Raw genomic sequence first — 16,082 nt, 5'->3', positions numbered from 1 at the left:
GCCGCCCTACGAGGACCGACCCCAGGCCGCCCTACGAGGACTCGACACGCATTTCGTAGCGCGGCGTGCACTTCAACGCCGCGGCCCTTCCCCATAGCGAAGCCGGCGGGCGCGGAGGGGCTTCTCGAGGAACTCGTAGGACAGCGCCGCCATGGCGATTGAGAGCGACGCCACAATGAGGAACGTCACCGCGGGGTCGAAGTGCTCACGCACCAGGCGGGCAATGGGATAGTGCCAGAGGTACACCGCATACGAGATGAGGCCGACGTACACCAACGGCCGCGCCGAGAGCGCGCGTGCCACGTGGGCGCTCGCGCCTGAGGCGATGGAGCCAACCAGCCCGGCGGAAGCGAAGTCCACAATGATGCCGACCCACGTCAGGGCATCAAACATCCTCCAGCGCAGCATCGCCACGCAGGCGCCCAGAACGAGCACCGCCAACGCGGTCACGGTGTGCGACATGGCCGACCCCAGGCGCCACGGCACCACGGCGATAAACCCACCGGCGAACAAGCCACTGAGCCGCGTGTCGAACCGATAGTAGGTGTGGGCCCAGTCACGATACGCCCACAGATCCAGGACCCGCCATGCGGTCGCCAGCACGAACAGGAGCGCAAAGAGCGCGGCGACCCTGCGGTCGGTCCATCTCGCGGCGGCAAGGATGACCAGCGGCCAGATGAGATAGAAGTGCATCTCCACCGACAGTGACCACGTGTGGTTCAGCAGGTCCGGCCAACCCCAGAGCGCGCGCGAGTAGTCGGAAAAGTAGACGCCGGTGATCAGGACGTCCCGAACCACCGGGGTGTCTGGGAAAACGGCGGGCACGATGACGGCATACGCCCCGAGCATCAACAGCAACGGCGGCCACAGCCTCAGCGCCCGCCGCCAGTAGAAACGCCCGATCGCCAGGGTGCCCGTCTGCCGGATCTCCGCGCGCACAAGCGTGGTAATCAGAAAGCCGCTGAGGACAAAGAAGATATCAACGCCGATGAACCCGCCTGTCGCCAGAGGCAGGCCACTGTGAAAAGCGACGACCGCGATCACCGCCACTGCTCTGATCGCGTCGAGCGCCGGGTTGTACTTCACGCGGCGATTATGGACCAACCCCGACACGCCGAGCCGCGCCCCGGCTGTGATAGCCTCGGCCCCGTGGATACCAAAAAACATCCCAAAAAAGACGCCAAGAACGCTCAGGCCGAAGAGAACCCGGGCAACATCGACAAGGTCCGCGACCTCCTGTTCGGCGGACAGATGCGCGACTACGATCGGCGGTTCACGCGATTCGAAGAACGCCTGGTGCAGGAGTCCACCGAACTCAAAGAAGACGTGCGCAAGCGCCTGCTGGCGCTCGAACAATTTGTGAAGCAGGAAACGGCTTCGCTCGCGGACCGGATCAAAGCCGAAAACAGCGACCGGGTCTCCGCCGCCAAGGAACTGTCGCGCGAAGTGCGCGACAACGCGAAGGCCACCGAGAAAAAGACCGGACAGATCGACGGCCAGATCGAGAAGCTGCAGGGCGAACTGCGCAAACAGATCCTGGACCTGCACAAACGCGTGACCGACGACATTCGCGGGAAGATCGACGATGTGCTGGCGAGGTTGAGCCAGGAGGCGTCGGACCTGCGGCACGACAAGGCCGACCGGGCGACGATTGCTGCCCTGCTGAACGAGATGGCGTTGCGGCTCTCCAGCGACCAGCCCGCTCCAGGCGCCGACAATGGACGAAAGGGCTGACCCGACAGACGAACTCGAATCGCTCAGGGCCATCCTCGTCCACCCCGAGCGGCGTCAACTGGCCGACCTGCAAGATCGGCTGGATGACCTCGACGTACGCGCGCACGAGGTGGGCGAAGTCCTCCCACAAGTCCTGCTGCGCCACTCTCACGACCCGGCGGTGGCCCGCGCACTGACACCCGCCGTCGAACGCGCCGTCACATCGTCTGTCCGGCGCAACCCGAAGCCGCTGGCCGACGCGCTGTTCCCGATCATGGGCCCGGCGATCCGCAAAGCCGTGGCCGCGAGCCTCGCCGGCATGATCGAGTCGCTGAACCGCACGCTGGAACACGCGTTCTCGCGCCAGTCCATTCACTGGCGCCTTGAAGCGATGCGCACGGGCAAGTCGTTCGCCGAAGTCGTGCTGCTCAAGACGCTGCTCTTTCGCGTGGAGCAGGTCCTGCTCATCGACAGGAACACCGGACTGCTGCTGCAACACGCGCACACGGGCGCGGCCGGCATGAAAGACGCCGACATGGTGTCGGGCATGCTCACGGCCATCCGGGATTTTGTGCAGGACTCATTCCGGGTCGAAGGTGATGCGGGCGGCGCGGGAGTGAGCGACGACACGATGGAGTCGCTGAAGGTGGGCGACCTGGCGGTGTGGATCGAAACAGGACCACACGCGATCCTCGCAGCCGTGATTCGCGGCACTGCCCCGCGCGACTTCCGGCGTGTGCTTCAGCAGACCGTAGAGACGATTCACCTCGAATTTGGCGAAGCGCTTGAATCGTTTAACGGCGATGCGAGCACGCTCGACGGAAGCCTGTCGATCCTCGAAGACTGTCTTCAGACCGAGTACCGCGCCGATGAACGCAAAGGGCGATCGCGAGCCGCGATGGTGCTGGGCGCTGCCGGGGTGATCGCGCTCGTGGTGCTGGCCGTCCTGGCGTATCCGCGCCTCGGCGCGCGAAGGCCGGTACATTGACGCGCTTCGCGCCGAGCCGGGCATCACCGTGGTTTCCACGTCGCATGAGGGCGGCAAGTTCGTGGTGTCGGGACTCCGCGATCCACGCGCCCGCGATCCGCAGGCGTTGCTTTCGGGCACGGGCCTGACCGCCGACAACGTGGTGGGACGATGGGCGGCGTATTACGCGCTGGAGCCGTCGCTGATTGTCACGCGGGCGACTGACGTGCTGCAGCCTCCGGCGGGCACCACGCTGGCGTTGACCGACGGTGTGCTCTCGGCCACCGGCACGCCGCCGCTCGCATGGGTCAGCGAAGCGCGCCGCCTTGCGCCGCTGGTGCCCGGCGTCACGTCGTTTGATGCGGCCGGTGCGCTTGGGGCGACGACCAGCGCGGTCATCGCGAGGCTCGAGGGCCGCAGGGTGCTGTTCGCCAAAGGCGCGCCGGTGATGGCTGCGGGGCAAGACGATGCGGTGCGGGGGGTCGTGCAGGATGTGCGGGAACTGGACGCGCTGGCGGAGGCGACGGGCCAGCGGTTTCGCCTTGAGGTCATGGGCCACACTGACGCCGATGGCCCGGCGGAATCGAACCTTCCCTTGAGCCGGGCGCGGGCCGAGGTGGTGCAGGCGGCGATTGGGCGCGACGCGTCCAGCCGGCTGGAGATTGTGGTTGAGGGCGTTGGCAGCCGCGTGCCGGTGGTCTTGAGTCAGAATGAAGAAGACAAACAGCAGAACCGGCGCGTCACCATCCGGGTGATTCGGCCGGCGCGCTGAAGCGTCACTGGCCATGATTCAAAAAAAGATCTGCATGCTCGGCGCCTTCGCGGTTGGCAAGACCAGCCTGGTGGCCCGCTACGTGAGCAGCATGTTCTCGGACAAATACCTCTCCACGGTGGGGGTCAAGATCGACAAGAAGCCCATCACCGTGGATGGCCAGGAGCTCACGCTGATGCTCTGGGACATTGCCGGGCAAGACGACTATCAGACCGTGCAGCCCTCGCACCTGCGCGGCATGGCCGGATATCTGCTGGTGGCGGACGGCACGCGTCGAATGACGCTCGAAGTGGCGCGCCAGCTGCAGGAGAAGGCCACGTCGGTGGCGGGTGACGTGCCATTCATCCTGCTGCTGAACAAATCCGACCTCGCGGCTGACTGGGAAGTGGACGAGAAGGGGCTGATGGCACTGGTGGAAGAAGGTTGGCGTGTGGTGCGCACCAGCGCGAAGACGGGCGAAGGCGTGGAGTCGGCGTTTGAACTTCTGGCGCGGGCCATGCTCGACCCCGAGCCGCCATCCAAGGGGGAGCCAAAGCCATGCTGATGGATGAACTGCTGCCGGCGATCGTGCGCACGTTCAACCTGTGCGTGATCGAGTGTTCGCGCCCGCCCGAGGGGCAGACGCACAGCGCGTGCACGCTGCGGCTCCTGACACCCGTGCCCGAGTGGCTGGCCAGTGCGTTCGCGGCTGCGCCCGAGGCCGTGCCCACGCTGGGCGAGACGCTGCCGTTCCTGGAGCACTTCCTGACGCAGGCCGAGGAGGTTTGGTACGAGGGACATCCCGCGACCGGCAGCTCCGAGCCGTTTGTGGCGACGGTGAAGGGCACCGAGGTGCTGCTGCGCGCAGTGGCCATTGCGCAACACGACCAGCGACTCATCGTGCTGCAGCGGCTGTTGGGCGACTCGGACGTGCGGCCGATGCTGCAGAAGGCGCGCGATCAGGCGCTTGAACTGGAGCGCGTGGTGCGCGCCGTTGGCACGCTGCACGCGCCCACGGCCGTCATCGAGCGCGACGTCACTGCCCTGCTCGCGACGTCGCTGTCGCCCGAGCAGCAGGCGCTCGTCGAGCGGCTGCGCCAGGCGGCCGCGGACACGCGCGCGGCGCTCTCTCAGTTGCCACAAGCGCCGGAAAAGCCCCGGCGCAAACGGCGGCCTTGAAGTTCAGGCCGCCCTACGAGGACAAGCCGCCCTACGAGGACAAGCCGCCCTACGAGGACAAGCCGCCCTACGAGGACAAGCCGCCCTACGCCGCGCGTATTTCGTAGCGCGGCGTGAATTTCAACGCCGCGGCAGGCATTTTCGTAGCGCGGCCTGGGTCTCAAGGCCGCGGCTCTTGACCTTTCGCTTTGCCGCTAGCGCGGCTTGCGATTCGCGAAGCGCTTGCCGGCGGTGGCACGCACGAGGGCGCGTTCGTCCACCACGGCGCCGTGCTGCGCCTGCTCCACAGCCGTGGTGCTCTTTTCGGCGCGCTTCCAGGACGCGCGCGTTTTCGCGCGCTTGGCCGCCGCCACGGGATCCTTCGGCGGCCCTTTTTTCTTCTTCTTGGCGGCGGCCTTGGCGCGGCCGGACTTTGTGGCCACGGCTTTCACCTTGTCCACTCCCCGGGCCACGCGGCCAAGCGTACGCCCCACCTTCACCGCCGTCTTCACGAGCATGTTGTCAGCTGTCTTCTTCGCCACACGATCCTCCGATACTGATCATTGATAACATCCGCGGTGGTCGGCTGGAGTGCTATACAGCACAAAGGCTTTCGGCGGCCGGCATTTTTCGTAGCGCGGCGTGGGTCTCAACGCCGCGGCGTTCGGCGGCCTTGAGAACCAGGCCGCCCTACGAGGACAAGGGCACGAGGACAAGAGGGGGGGGGCGACATGTCCGATCAGAAATACCGGCAGCGGGGATATCAGGACAGCGGCAGTTCCGACCGGCGGCCGATGTCGTCGCAGAAGCCGCGCGAGCCGATCGACCCGCGCCTTCCCCGCGATCCGAAAAAGATGAACATGATGGCGTTCACCGAGGTCTTCAGGTGCGCGCGGTGCGGGACGATTGAGGGCGGCTTCATCGGCACACTCAGCACCTGCGCCAAGTGCGGCGTCGATCTGCACGCCTGCATCCAGTGCCAGAGTTTCGACCCGGGCGCGCGCTTCGAATGCCGCGAAACGATCGCCGCCCGCATGAGCCCGAAAGACGTCCGCAACGACTGCCCCAAGTTCGTCGGCGTCACCCGCGTCGAAAAGGCCACGGGCTCCACGCCTTCGACCACGCCCGAGTCAAGCGCCCGCAAGGCGTTCGACGACCTATTTAAATGAAGTGCTGGGTGCTGGGTGCTAGGTGCTCAGTGCTTGGTGCTGGGAACTCAGTCGCGGTCGAAGTGCGCCTTCATGGGTTGCCAGTACAGCTCGCGCCAGGCTTGCTCGGTCTCGGGGATGAGCGCTTTCGGTACGCCTCGGTGCGTCAGCACGAGTTCTGTGCCGCCCGTGGGAGTGGGCGTGAGGGTGACGGCGGCCATTGAGTAGATCCCCTCGGGGAACGAGCGATGCCGCCATGCCTGCACGATGCGTCGCGCGGGCACGAGATCGACGTTGATGCCGGTCACGTCATCTGCACGAGCCGAAAACTCGCCGCCGATCTTCGGACTGATCGTGGCCTTCTTGCCGGTCACAGCGGTGTGTTTCTTCGAGTCCGCCAGAAGCTCATACACGGCCGCAGGCGCGGCCTTGAACTTCACCTTTTGCTTGATGGTCTTGCACATGACGGGCGGATACTAACACGCGCCCGGGCGTCCAAAGACCGGCCCCCGGAGTCCAAACGGCAGTCCACATCCAGGGAGGCGTTATGCGTTTTGTCCGTAGTCTCGTCTATCTCGTCGTCTTATCGGCGGTCGCAGCCGCGCCTGCGGAAGCACAGGTCACAGCGCCACTGAATACCACATTACCGACGCTGGTGATGCCGGCCCCGTCTCCCGCCACGCGGCTGGAGTCGTTTGTGCCTGAACCGGGATCGGTCATGACCCTGGGCTTCGAAGAACTGGGCGTCTTCGGCCGCAACCGGATCACGGTGGAGGTCAGGCACGTGCGCGACAGCAAAGGGAACAGCGCCAGCGGCGTGGCGGTGCTGGTGAACGAGAGCCCGACGCGGCTTGAACGCGCGTTTGTGGACCTCGACGAAATCCCGGACGTGTTGAGGAACCTCGACGCCCTCTTGTCGATCCGGGGCAACCCCACGCCACTCAAAAAATTTGAAGCGCGTTTCGCCACACGGGGCCAGTTGTCGTTTGTCGCGTACAGCAACACGTCCGGCGCCATCGAATACGCCGTGCAGATGGGCCGCCCCGTGCCGGCAAGCATCACGAACCTCGACGCGGTGGAATTACTGAAAATGCGGAGCATGCTCGAGACCGCCCACCATCAACTCAGCGGGGGTGGCGCCAGCCAAGAGCCGCGGCGTTGAAGCCCACGCCGCGCTACGAAATGCGTGTCCTTCCTCGTAGGGCGGCCTTCCTGTCCTCGTAGGGCGGCCTGAATCTCAAGGCCGCCACGTTCCGCGGCGTTGAAGCCCACGCCGCGCTACGAAATGCCTGTCACGCAGCGCTACGAAAACCGGAATGCGCTAGAATGCCGCATCCTTCGATGCTGACCCTAAGACGTCGCCCCCAATTCTGGGTGGCCGCCTGGCTGATTTTCCAGGGGTCCGCGTTATACGCGCTCGTGCCGCGCGACTGTTGCGCTGCACATCGACACGGAGAAGACCACCAGTCGGCGGCGCACCACGCGACGCCGGCGGCGGTGCCGGCCGAGGCCATCCCGGCAGCGGCGACCAGTTCCGACGACCACGCCCACCACGGGCACCAGATGGCGGCTCAGCCTGAAGCTCCACCCGCCGACGCCACACCAGCACGCGGATGCGTGATGCGCGGCACATGCGACGGCCCCATGGCTGCCGTGCTCGCCGTGCTCTCAACCCAGGGGGTGCCCCCCAGCAACATTTTCAGTCTCGTCCCGTACGTCAGCTCGGCTCTTGTCACCGGATCCGCCCCGGAACATCTGCTGAGCCGCCTCGCCTCGCCCGAACCGCCACCACCCCGCGCGTAAGAACCGCTCACATCGTCGGCCCCAGGACACAGGTGTGCCCTGGGCCTATCCGTGATCGCTTCTTTTTCGTGGGAGGTGCTGCTGTGAAGTTCCTGAGGGTGCTTGTTATCGCGAGCTGCGTGCTCGTATTCAGTCAAAACGTTTTTGCTCAACAGTCGGTGGACTACGCCAGCGTCAGTGGCCGCGTATCCGACACATCCGGCGCCGTGCTCGCAGGCGCGCAAGTCGTCATCCGCCACACGGAAACGAATGTGACGGGCACGACCGTCACCGACGATGAAGGCCGATTCCGGTTTCCCTACCTGAAGGTGGGCCCGTACGAAATGACGGTGACCCAGCAGGGATTCAAGGCCGACGTCAGGAAACTCACGCTCACCGTGGGCGCCGCGTTTGAGTTGCGCGTGCCGCTTGCGGTCGGCGGCATCGATACAAGCGTCATCGTCAGCGCGAACGCCACGGTGCTGGAAGCCGCGCGCAGCCAAATCGCCGGCACGGTCTCGCAAACCGAGGTGCAGAACCTGCCGCTCAACGGCCGCAACTTCCTGGAGCTGGCGCTGCTGATTCCCGGCGTCTCACCCACCAACGTCGCGAGCACCCAGCTCTTTCCGGAAACATCCGCCGTCCCCGGCGTAACGCTGTCTGTGGGCAGCCAGCGCAATCTCTCCAACAACTTCATCGTGGATGGGTTGTCGGCGAATGACGATGCGGCGGGGTTGAGCGGGATGACGTACGGCGTGGATGCCGTCGGCCAATTCCAGGTGGTGACGTCGGGCGGCCAGGCCGAACTGGGACGCGCGCTGGGCGGCTACGTGAATGTGGTGACGCGGAGCGGAACGAACGTGGTGCATGGCACGGCGTACGACTTTTTCCGCGACGATCGTTTCAACGCGAAGAATGCGCTGTCGGGCACGAAGTTGCCGATGCGCCAGTGGCAATACGGCGCCAGCCTCGGCGGGCCGATTGTGACCAACCGGACGTTTTACTTCGCCAACATCGAACAGCGGCGGCTGGACCAGACGGGTCTGGTGACCATCTCGCCCGCCAATGCCGCGTCGATCAACGCGCGGCTGACGGCTGTGGGCTATCAGGGCCCCCTCGTCACCACCGGCGAATACGCAAATCCGGTGGACTCCACGAACGTGCTGGCCAAGATCGATCATCAGGTCAGCAGCCGGGATCAACTCGGCCTGCGCTACAGCCGTTACGGTGTGACGTCCTCGAACTCTCGAGGCGCAGGCGGCCTCAGCGCGCCCAGCGCGTCGCAGGGTCTGGACAATGTGGACCAGGCGATTGCGGTCAGCAATACCCTGGTGCTCAACGCGAGGACCGTTCTTGAAACGCGCGCGCAGTTCGCGCACGGCAACCTTCAGGCGCCGCCGGCGGACCTCGTGGGCCCCGCGGTGAGCATTGCCGGCGTGGGGTCGTTCGGCCGACTCTCAAGCAGCCCGCTCGGACGCGTGAACAGTCTGTATCAGGTGGTCAACAACCTGTCGCACCAGGCAGGCGCTCACGCGCTCCGGGTTGGCGTCGATTTCCTCTACAACGACGACCGCATCACGTTCCCCCGCGCCGTCCGCGGTTCCTACACCTTTTCATCGCTCGCGAACTTCCTGAGCGGCACCTACAACAACGCGGGGTTCACGCAGACGTTCGGCGAGACGGAAGTGTCGCAGACGAATCCGAACCTCGGTGTCTACGTCCAGGACGAGTGGAAGGTACGCCCGCAGGTGACGGTAAATCTCGGTGTGCGATACGACCTGCAGCGGCTTGAGACCATCACCACCGACAAGAACAACGTCTCGCCTCGTCTTGGCGTGGCGTGGTCACCGTTTGACTCGGGCCGCACGGTGGTGCGTGGCAGCGCCGGCCTCTTCTACGATCGCGTGCCTCTGCGCGCGCTCGCGAACGCGCTGCTCTCGGCGAACAACACCACGGACCTGACGCAACTGCGGCAGCTCGCGCTCAGTCTCTCGCCCACGCAGGCGGGCGCGCCGGTCTTCCCGAACATCCTGGCCAACGCGCTTCCCTCGGTTGCACTCGTGAACCTCACCACGATGGACCGCAACCTGCAGAACGGATCGTCGCGACAGGCCAGCGCCGAAGTGGAGCATCAGCTTGGTGAGAGGACCACGGTCAGCGTGGGGTACTCGTATCTGCGTGGCCAGAACCTGCTGATGTCGGTGAACCAGAACGTGCCGACCTGTGTGGCCGCGGGCACCAACAATGGGTGCCGGCCGGTTACGTCCTACGCCAACAACGGCCAGTACTCGTCGGTTGGCGAGTCCAACTATCACGGGCTGCATGTCTCGTTCCTCCAGCGGTCCGAGCGCTGGGGCGACTATCGCGTGTCCTACACGTTGTCCAAGTCGATGAACAATCTGGGCGAGTTCTTCTTCAGTGGCCCGATCGATCCGTTTGACCTGTCGAAGGACTGGGGCCGATCCGACGACGACCAGCGGCACAGGCTGACCGTGAGTGGGGCGGCGCGGGTGGCCGGGTTCCAGTTGAGCGGGCTGCTGCAGACGTATTCGGCGCTGCCATTCAACATCAGCTCGGGCGTGACGACGTTGCAGGGCACCACGGGGCGGCCGGTGGTGAACGGCGAGTTCATCGAGCGCAATTCCGGCGTGGGCAGTGACTTCTTCACAGCGAACCTGCGGTTGAGCCGGGCGTTCCGGGTGGCCGGTCGCGCGGACGTGGAGGCGCTGGCGGAAGGATTCAACCTGACGAACCGGCGAAACGTGGCGACGCGAAACACGAACTTCGGCGCCGGGGCCTACCCCACCAATCCGTCATCGACGTTCGGCCAGATCACGGCGCTGCAGGAGCCGCGGTCGTTCCAGTTCGGCCTGCGAGTGAGGTTCTGATGGCTCGCAGTCGAATCATCTTCTGGGCCGGAGCAGTGCTGGTGACTGCCGGTGTGTCGAGTCTGTTTCTGGTTTCGCGCCCGCCTGCGCCCACCACGCTTGTGGCGCTTGGCGTTGAAGGCCGAACCAACAGCACGCCGTGGGCGGCGGCGGCGGGATCGTTTGTGGCGGTGGCGTGGGGCGCGTCGGTGCCCGGCGCCACCGACGTGTTCGTGGCGGTGAGCCGCGACAACGGGCAAACGTTCGGCCCGCCCGTCCAGGTCAATGCGGCGGCGGGCGAAGCCAAACTCGGCGGAGAGTTTCCGCCACGAGTGGCACTGGTAGCACGAGAAGGGGTGGCCGATCCGGAGATCGCAGTGTTGTGGACCGCGCGCGGTGAAACGACCGCGATCAAGACGGCGCGTTCGCGCGACGGAGGTGCCACGTTCGACGCCCCAACCACGCTGCAGGCTGCGGCTGCTCCTGGCCAGCGCGGCTGGCCTGCCCTTGCGCTGGATCAGCAGGGCGCGGCGCATGCGATCTGGCTGGACCACCGGGGAATGGCGCCGGCCAAGACTGCCGACGCCACACACGCGGCGCACAAGAAGACCGACGCCGCCTATGACGGCGTGGCGATGGCGCAGAAGTCGGGCCTGTACTACGCGAGCGCGGGGGCCACGGTGCAGAGCGAGCGCGAGCTCGCGAAGGGCGTCTGCTACTGCTGCAAGACCACCATCGTCGTCGCGCCGGACGGCGCCATTCATGCGGCGTGGCGACACGTCTACGCGGGCAACCTCCGCGACATGGCGTCCATCGTGTCGCGCGACGGCGGGCGTACCTTCTCCGAGCCTGTGCGCGTCAGCGAAGACCGCTGGGCGATCAGCGGTTGCCCAGACGATGGGCCGGCGATGGCGGTGGACCAGGCGGGCGCCGTGCACATGGTGTGGCCCACCATGCTTGAGGGGGCCGAGCCCGAAGGCGCGTTGTTCTACTCGTCGAGTGCCGACGGCGTGACGTATGCCGAGCGCACGCGCGTGCCCACACTCGGGCAGAGCAAACCGCAGCATCCGCAGATCGTGGTGGACGCCAAGGGCCGGATGATGGTGGCCTGGGACGAGTTCACCGACGGCATGCGCGCCGCCCTCGCGCGCGAGGTCACGGTCGCGCAGGGCCGGCCAGTGGAGTTCGGGCCGGTCGTTCGGATCACGCCGGCCGGTCCCTCCACGTACCCCGTGCTCGCCGCCACGGCCGCGGGCATCCTCGCGGTGTGGTCCACGGGCGGCGACGCGCCTTCCATCGCCGCGCGCACGATCCCGTGGCGCTGACTCTCCTCGTAGGGCGGCCTGCATCTCAAGGCCGCCATCTCCCTCAGGGCGGCCTGACCCTCAAGGCCGCCACGTTCCGCGGCGTTGAGACCCACGCCGCGCTACGAAATGCCCGTCACGCCGTCTGGCGCTCCTCGTAGGGCGGCCTTCCTGTCCTCGTAGGGCGGCCTGGTCCTCAAGGCCGCCGAAGAGCCGCGGCGTTGAGACCCACGCCGCGCTACGAAATGCGCGTCACGCCGAGCGCTACGGTTTGCGCACGTAGGTGAGATCGAACGACACCGTCCACGTCTTGCCGCCGTCGGTGGACGTGTGGCCGAGTTGGCGGACCTGGTTGGGGCCCTGGTTGAAGAACGTCATGCGAATCTTGTTGGTGGTGCCGAACTGGTCCGCCTCGTAATACAACGCGCCGTCGGCGCGAAAGTTGCCGACGTAGTGCGTGATGGTGCCGCGCGAGTCCACCCAGTATTGCTCCCAGCGTTTCAGCGCGGTGTTGTAGATGTTGAAACTCTTGCCTTCGCCGGGGGTGCCTGGCGTGAGCCAGTTTTCCTGAATCACACAGCCGTCGAGCTGTTTCTCAATCACGCTGGATGATCCCGTGCCGATGGGCCCGCGCGCTGAGCCGGTGGGCTGCACGTCCCACTGCCCTATCCAGAAGTCGAAGGCGCGGAAGTTCGGGTCGTCCGAGCACGGATGCGCGTTGGTCTGCACCCGGCGTTCAAAGGCCTGGAACCGTGCCTGCGCCCGCAGAGGCTCGAGGTCGGGCAGCTGCAGCACCGCGGTGTTGGCGAAACCCGCGGCGGCCAGTCGCTCCAGTCGCGACAACGCCTCTTCCACCTTGCCGGCGCGCGCCTCTGCACGCGCGAGCCGGAAGCGGACCTGATTGACGGGCTGGTAGCCCTGAAGCTCGGCGCGCGTCAGCGCCTCAATGGCGTCGGCGTACTTCCCGGTCTCATGCAGTGCCACGCCCAGTCCGAAGGCCGCGCGTGGGTTGGTGGGTTCGGCTTCGACGAGTTCGCGATACGCAACCACTGCGGCGGACCAGCTTGACGGGTTCAGCAGGGCGGCGGCCGCCTGCTCTTTCGCAGAAGGTGCAGGCGGAGGCGCCTGGGCCAGGGCCAGGGCTGGGGCTGACATCAACAGCATCAGCACCGCAGGGATCAGCGCGGACACGCGCAGACGAGGAGTCGTGAACATGCGTTACGGTAGTGCGACTTCAACGCCACGAGCAACCGTTCGGATTCGGGCGCACAATAGAAGGTATGGGTGCCGTGCTCGTGACCCTGTGCCTCATGATGCTGCCCGGCAGCGTGGTGCAGATCCCGGCCCCGCAGACGCCCGACGCGCCGTTGTTCATCGACGCGACAGGCGCACCGAATGGTCGCGCGACCGAGGCACTGGCGGTGATCGCTGAAGCTGCCGGTCACGGGCTGGACCCGGCCTCATATCGCTTCAGCCAGGTGGCGTTTGCCGGTCCTGACTTCGAGACCGAACTGAATCGTGCGCTGCTGCGCTACCTGCGCGACTTGCAGAGGGGTCGGGTTGATCCGCGGTCGCTGGGCCTGGATCTGCCGGCGCCGGCTGAAGACCCGAACCTGCCGGCCACCGTTCGCGAGGCCGTCGTGACAGGGCGCCTTCACGATCTCGCGCGAGACCTGGCGCCGAGTTCACGTCAGTACGACGCGCTGCGGGCCGCCCTGAGCCGGTATCGCTCGCTAGCGGCCGACCCCACGCTGCCGCCCCTGCCGGCCTTGGACGATCGTGCAGTCCATCCCGGAGATCCCCTTGCTGGCGCCGGCGCCCTCCACGCCCGCTTGATCGCGCTCGGCGACATTCCGCCAGGCGCGTTGCCGTCGAGTGACGGCGTGTACGACCCGGCCCTGGTCGCAGGCGTAACGCGCTTCCAGGAACGGCACGGGCTGGAGGTGGATGGCATCATCGGCCGCCGTACGGTCGCGGCGTTGCAGGTGCCGCTCACGTGGCGCGTTCGCCAGATCGAGTTGGCCCTCGAACGCGTGCGGTGGTTGCCGCGCGAGAGTCAGGGGCCGACGCTCGCGGTCAACATCGCCATGTTCCATCTGTGGGGCACCGAGGCGTTGCCTCCGAATGATGCCGCCGAATTGACCATGAAGGTGATTGCCGGGTGCGCGGAGCGAAGCGAGACGCCGGTATTTGCCGCAGATCTGGACCGGGTCATTTTCAGACCCTACTGGAACGTGCCCAGGTCGATCATCCACGGCGAGATCCTGCCCCGCATCAAGCGTGACCCCGGTTATCTGGCGCGCAACGGTTTCGAGATTGTGCGGGGCGAGAGTGACCAGGGCGCGGTGGTGCCGCCCACGCCAGAGGCCATCAGCCAGCTGGCGCAAGGCGCGTTGCGGTTACGTCAACGGCCCGGACAGGGCAACGCGCTGGGCCTGATCAAGTTCGATTTTCCCAACAGGTACTCGGTCTACCTGCACGGCACGCCTGCGGTGGATCTCTTCAGCCGCGCGCAACGCGACCTGAGCCACGGCTGCGTTCGCGTCGAAGACCCTGTCTCGCTCGCCCAGTGGGCGCTCAACGACCCGGCATGGTCTGCGGAAGCGATTCGCAACGCGACACTGGGGGCCGACTCCCGCCCGGTGTCGCTCGCCCGGCCGATCCGGGTGGTGCTGTTCTACTCTACGGCCATGGTCACGCCCGAAGGCACCCTGCACTTCGCCACCGATCTGTACGGCCACGACGGGCCGCTCGACCGGGCGCTATTGTTTCTGGCGCCACACGGAAATCTGGCCGTCGCCGATGGTCGCTGGAAACGTTCTGACGATTTCCCAATCGCGCTTGATGCGCGCGTCAAGATCGGGAACGCCAAGGCGCAGTGCCCTCGGGAACGTGGTCAGCAGCCAGATGGGCTGCCCCTGACGAGTTGCCAGGGCCTCGTCAAGCTCCTCAACAGTGCGGACGTTCGGTTCGTAGTCCGAGTTCGAGATGCTCGTCTGCTCCATGTAGTACCGCACCCCGGCAGACGCGTAGTGAATGACGATCACCGCACTTCCGGGTTCGCGTGACTCCTCCACAAACGCCAGAGCCGCACGGTACGGCTGCTTCGGCACGGTGTAGTACCGCGGCAACGCCGCGATCGACGCAAGGCACAACACCACGATGCCCGCGACCGTGCACCACCACGCGAAGTTGTCGGACCGTCTGAGCCAGCGCGCCACAACTTCCGACGCACTCGTCAGCGCCTGCACCACCACCATGATCGCCAGCGGCAACGCCAGAATGTAAAACCGCGGCGAGAACGTCAGCCCCTGGACGATGAGCAACACCGTTTGCAGCACGCACGGCAAGGTCAATGCGAGCGCCAGAATCCAGTGGCGCCTCATGAGGATGACGTAGCCAACCACCGCCAGGCCCAGAAACGGGATGGCGCCAAGCAGCAGCCCCGTGCCGAACCCCGCGGTCAGCCCTCGCGTGATTTCGGTCACGAGTTCGAGTGAGAACAACGAATAGCCGCTTGTCGATTCCGTATAAACCGTGCGCATCAACACGTACATCTGCGGGATCGCTGCCGCGTACAGCTGAAACCCCAGAAACGTGATGAGGCCAAATACTCCCACCAGCCGCCGCAGCAATGGCGCCCACGGCCCACCCTGCCGTTTCACGGTCAGCACGGCCAGCCCGCCCACAATCACATGCGCTGCAAACACAAACCCGCTGATCAGCAACGCCGCAAAATTCACCACCGTCGTCACCACGAACGCCACCCAGGTGCTGCGACGATCGCTGCCGAGCGCCTTGACGAGCAACACCGATGACACGAGCGACAAGAACAAGTAGGCCGAATACCCTCGTGCATTCTGCGAGAAGAAGATGTGGTGATACGACACCGCCAGCAGCAGGGCCGCGCTGAGGCTGGCGAACCGTGACATCGCCTGACGCGCCACCCAGTAAAGCGCGGGAATGGTGGCGGTGCCCCAGAGCATGGCGGGCAGGCGAATGGCCCACTCGTGCTGGCCGAAGAGCCTGATGCACGCATTCACGAGCCAGGTGTTGAGCAGGTGATTGTTTGAACTGGTGTAGGTGACCGCCACTTGCAACATCGACGCATCGCGATACGCGCGCACTGGCGTCAGTTCGTCGATCCACAGGTCGTTGTTCAACGACACGATTCTCAGTACGAGCGCGGCCAGCGTGATCGCGCCGAGCAACCAGAGGCTGAGGCGTCCATCGAGGTCATTCTCGCGCGTGGCATCCGGTAAAAGGTAATCGCCCACCGCACTGCTCACGCGCTGTGGCCACCGCCTGAGCCCCAGCCACATCACCAGAAGGCCTTCGACGAACAGCGTGATCTGTACGAGCGTAAAGCCGGAGATGGGCGGCGGGGGCGGA

The 16,082-nt window shown here is 65.8% G+C and carries 14 protein-coding genes; 10 read left to right on the top strand and 4 right to left on the bottom strand.

From position 1 onward, the window contains the following. Positions 1–72: 72 nt before the first annotated feature. Positions 73–1,086 (bottom strand): acyltransferase, encoded by a 1,014-nt coding sequence (locus tag IPL75_09670; protein MBK9240511.1) that lies wholly within the window; start codon positions 1,084–1,086, stop codon positions 73–75. Between the two features lie 63 nt (positions 1,087–1,149). Between IPL75_09670 and IPL75_09665 the strand changes: the two genes are divergently transcribed. Genes IPL75_09665 through IPL75_09645 form a run of 5 tightly spaced genes read left to right on the top strand, consistent with a single transcriptional unit; the run spans position 1,150 to position 4,610 of the window. Continuing rightward, positions 1,150–1,734, top strand: coding sequence for a hypothetical protein (locus tag IPL75_09665; protein ID MBK9240510.1), 585 nt, complete (start codon positions 1,150–1,152; stop codon positions 1,732–1,734). Then, positions 1,718–2,701 carry a hypothetical protein gene (locus tag IPL75_09660; GenBank protein ID MBK9240509.1) on the top strand — a complete coding sequence of 328 codons (984 nt, stop codon included), beginning with the start codon at positions 1,718–1,720 and terminating at the stop codon, positions 2,699–2,701. The genes IPL75_09665 and IPL75_09660 overlap by 17 nt, the downstream gene beginning before the upstream one ends. 28 nt (positions 2,702–2,729) lie before the next feature. Then, a complete protein-coding gene (locus IPL75_09655) occupies positions 2,730–3,452 on the top strand; it encodes an OmpA family protein (protein MBK9240508.1) in 723 nt (240 codons plus the stop codon). Between the two features lie 13 nt (positions 3,453–3,465). Then, on the top strand, positions 3,466–3,996 hold the full coding sequence (locus IPL75_09650; protein MBK9240507.1) for a GTP-binding protein: 531 nt from the start codon (positions 3,466–3,468) through the stop codon (positions 3,994–3,996). Next, positions 3,990–4,610 (top strand): hypothetical protein, encoded by a 621-nt coding sequence (locus IPL75_09645; protein MBK9240506.1) that lies wholly within the window; start codon positions 3,990–3,992, stop codon positions 4,608–4,610. Before IPL75_09650 ends, IPL75_09645 begins: the two co-directional genes overlap by 7 nt. 194 nt (positions 4,611–4,804) lie before the next feature. Here the strand turns inward: IPL75_09645 and IPL75_09640 are convergent, their stop codons facing one another. Further along, the gene (locus IPL75_09640) at positions 4,805–5,131 is read right to left on the bottom strand and encodes a hypothetical protein (protein MBK9240505.1); all 327 of its coding nucleotides are present in this window, start codon (positions 5,129–5,131) and stop codon (positions 4,805–4,807) included. Positions 5,132–5,320: 189 nt separating this feature from the next. Here IPL75_09640 and IPL75_09635 point away from each other — a divergent pair, with 189 nt between their 5' ends. After that, positions 5,321–5,758: a hypothetical protein gene (locus tag IPL75_09635; protein MBK9240504.1), complete on the top strand. Its 438-nt coding sequence runs from the start codon at positions 5,321–5,323 to the stop codon at positions 5,756–5,758. Between the two features lie 47 nt (positions 5,759–5,805). On the opposite strand, the gene IPL75_09630 is transcribed toward IPL75_09635, so the two are convergent. Then, positions 5,806–6,201 carry an SRPBCC domain-containing protein gene (locus IPL75_09630; protein ID MBK9240503.1) on the bottom strand — a complete coding sequence of 132 codons (396 nt, stop codon included), beginning with the start codon at positions 6,199–6,201 and terminating at the stop codon, positions 5,806–5,808. An 83-nt stretch (positions 6,202–6,284) separates the two neighbouring features. Between IPL75_09630 and IPL75_09625 the strand changes: the two genes are divergently transcribed. From IPL75_09625 to IPL75_09615, 3 genes are all read left to right on the top strand, one after another. After that, the gene (locus IPL75_09625; protein ID MBK9240502.1) at positions 6,285–6,899 is read left to right on the top strand and encodes a hypothetical protein; all 615 of its coding nucleotides are present in this window, start codon (positions 6,285–6,287) and stop codon (positions 6,897–6,899) included. 469 nt (positions 6,900–7,368) lie between these two features. Beyond that, the gene (locus IPL75_09620; protein ID MBK9240501.1) at positions 7,369–10,407 is read left to right on the top strand and encodes a TonB-dependent receptor; all 3,039 of its coding nucleotides are present in this window, start codon (positions 7,369–7,371) and stop codon (positions 10,405–10,407) included. Next, complete coding sequence (locus tag IPL75_09615) at positions 10,407–11,711, top strand: exo-alpha-sialidase (GenBank protein MBK9240500.1); 1,305 nt, start codon at positions 10,407–10,409, stop codon at positions 11,709–11,711. The genes IPL75_09620 and IPL75_09615 overlap by 1 nt, the downstream gene beginning before the upstream one ends. Before the next feature lie 243 nt (positions 11,712–11,954). On the opposite strand, the gene IPL75_09610 is transcribed toward IPL75_09615, so the two are convergent. After that, positions 11,955–12,905 (bottom strand): hypothetical protein, encoded by a 951-nt coding sequence (locus tag IPL75_09610; GenBank protein MBK9240499.1) that lies wholly within the window; start codon positions 12,903–12,905, stop codon positions 11,955–11,957. Between the two features lie 65 nt (positions 12,906–12,970). On the opposite strand from IPL75_09610, the gene IPL75_09605 reads away from it, so the two are divergent. After that, positions 12,971–14,758 carry a L,D-transpeptidase family protein gene (locus tag IPL75_09605; GenBank protein MBK9240498.1) on the top strand — a complete coding sequence of 596 codons (1,788 nt, stop codon included), beginning with the start codon at positions 12,971–12,973 and terminating at the stop codon, positions 14,756–14,758. Positions 14,759–16,082 lie beyond the last annotated feature (1,324 nt).

This window comes from Acidobacteriota bacterium, assembly GCA_016716905.1.
GTDB lineage: Bacteria > Acidobacteriota > Vicinamibacteria > Vicinamibacterales > SCN-69-37 > SYFT01.
The sequence above is the reverse complement of the archived record's forward strand: the minus strand, read 5'-3'. Positions and strand labels throughout refer to the sequence as shown.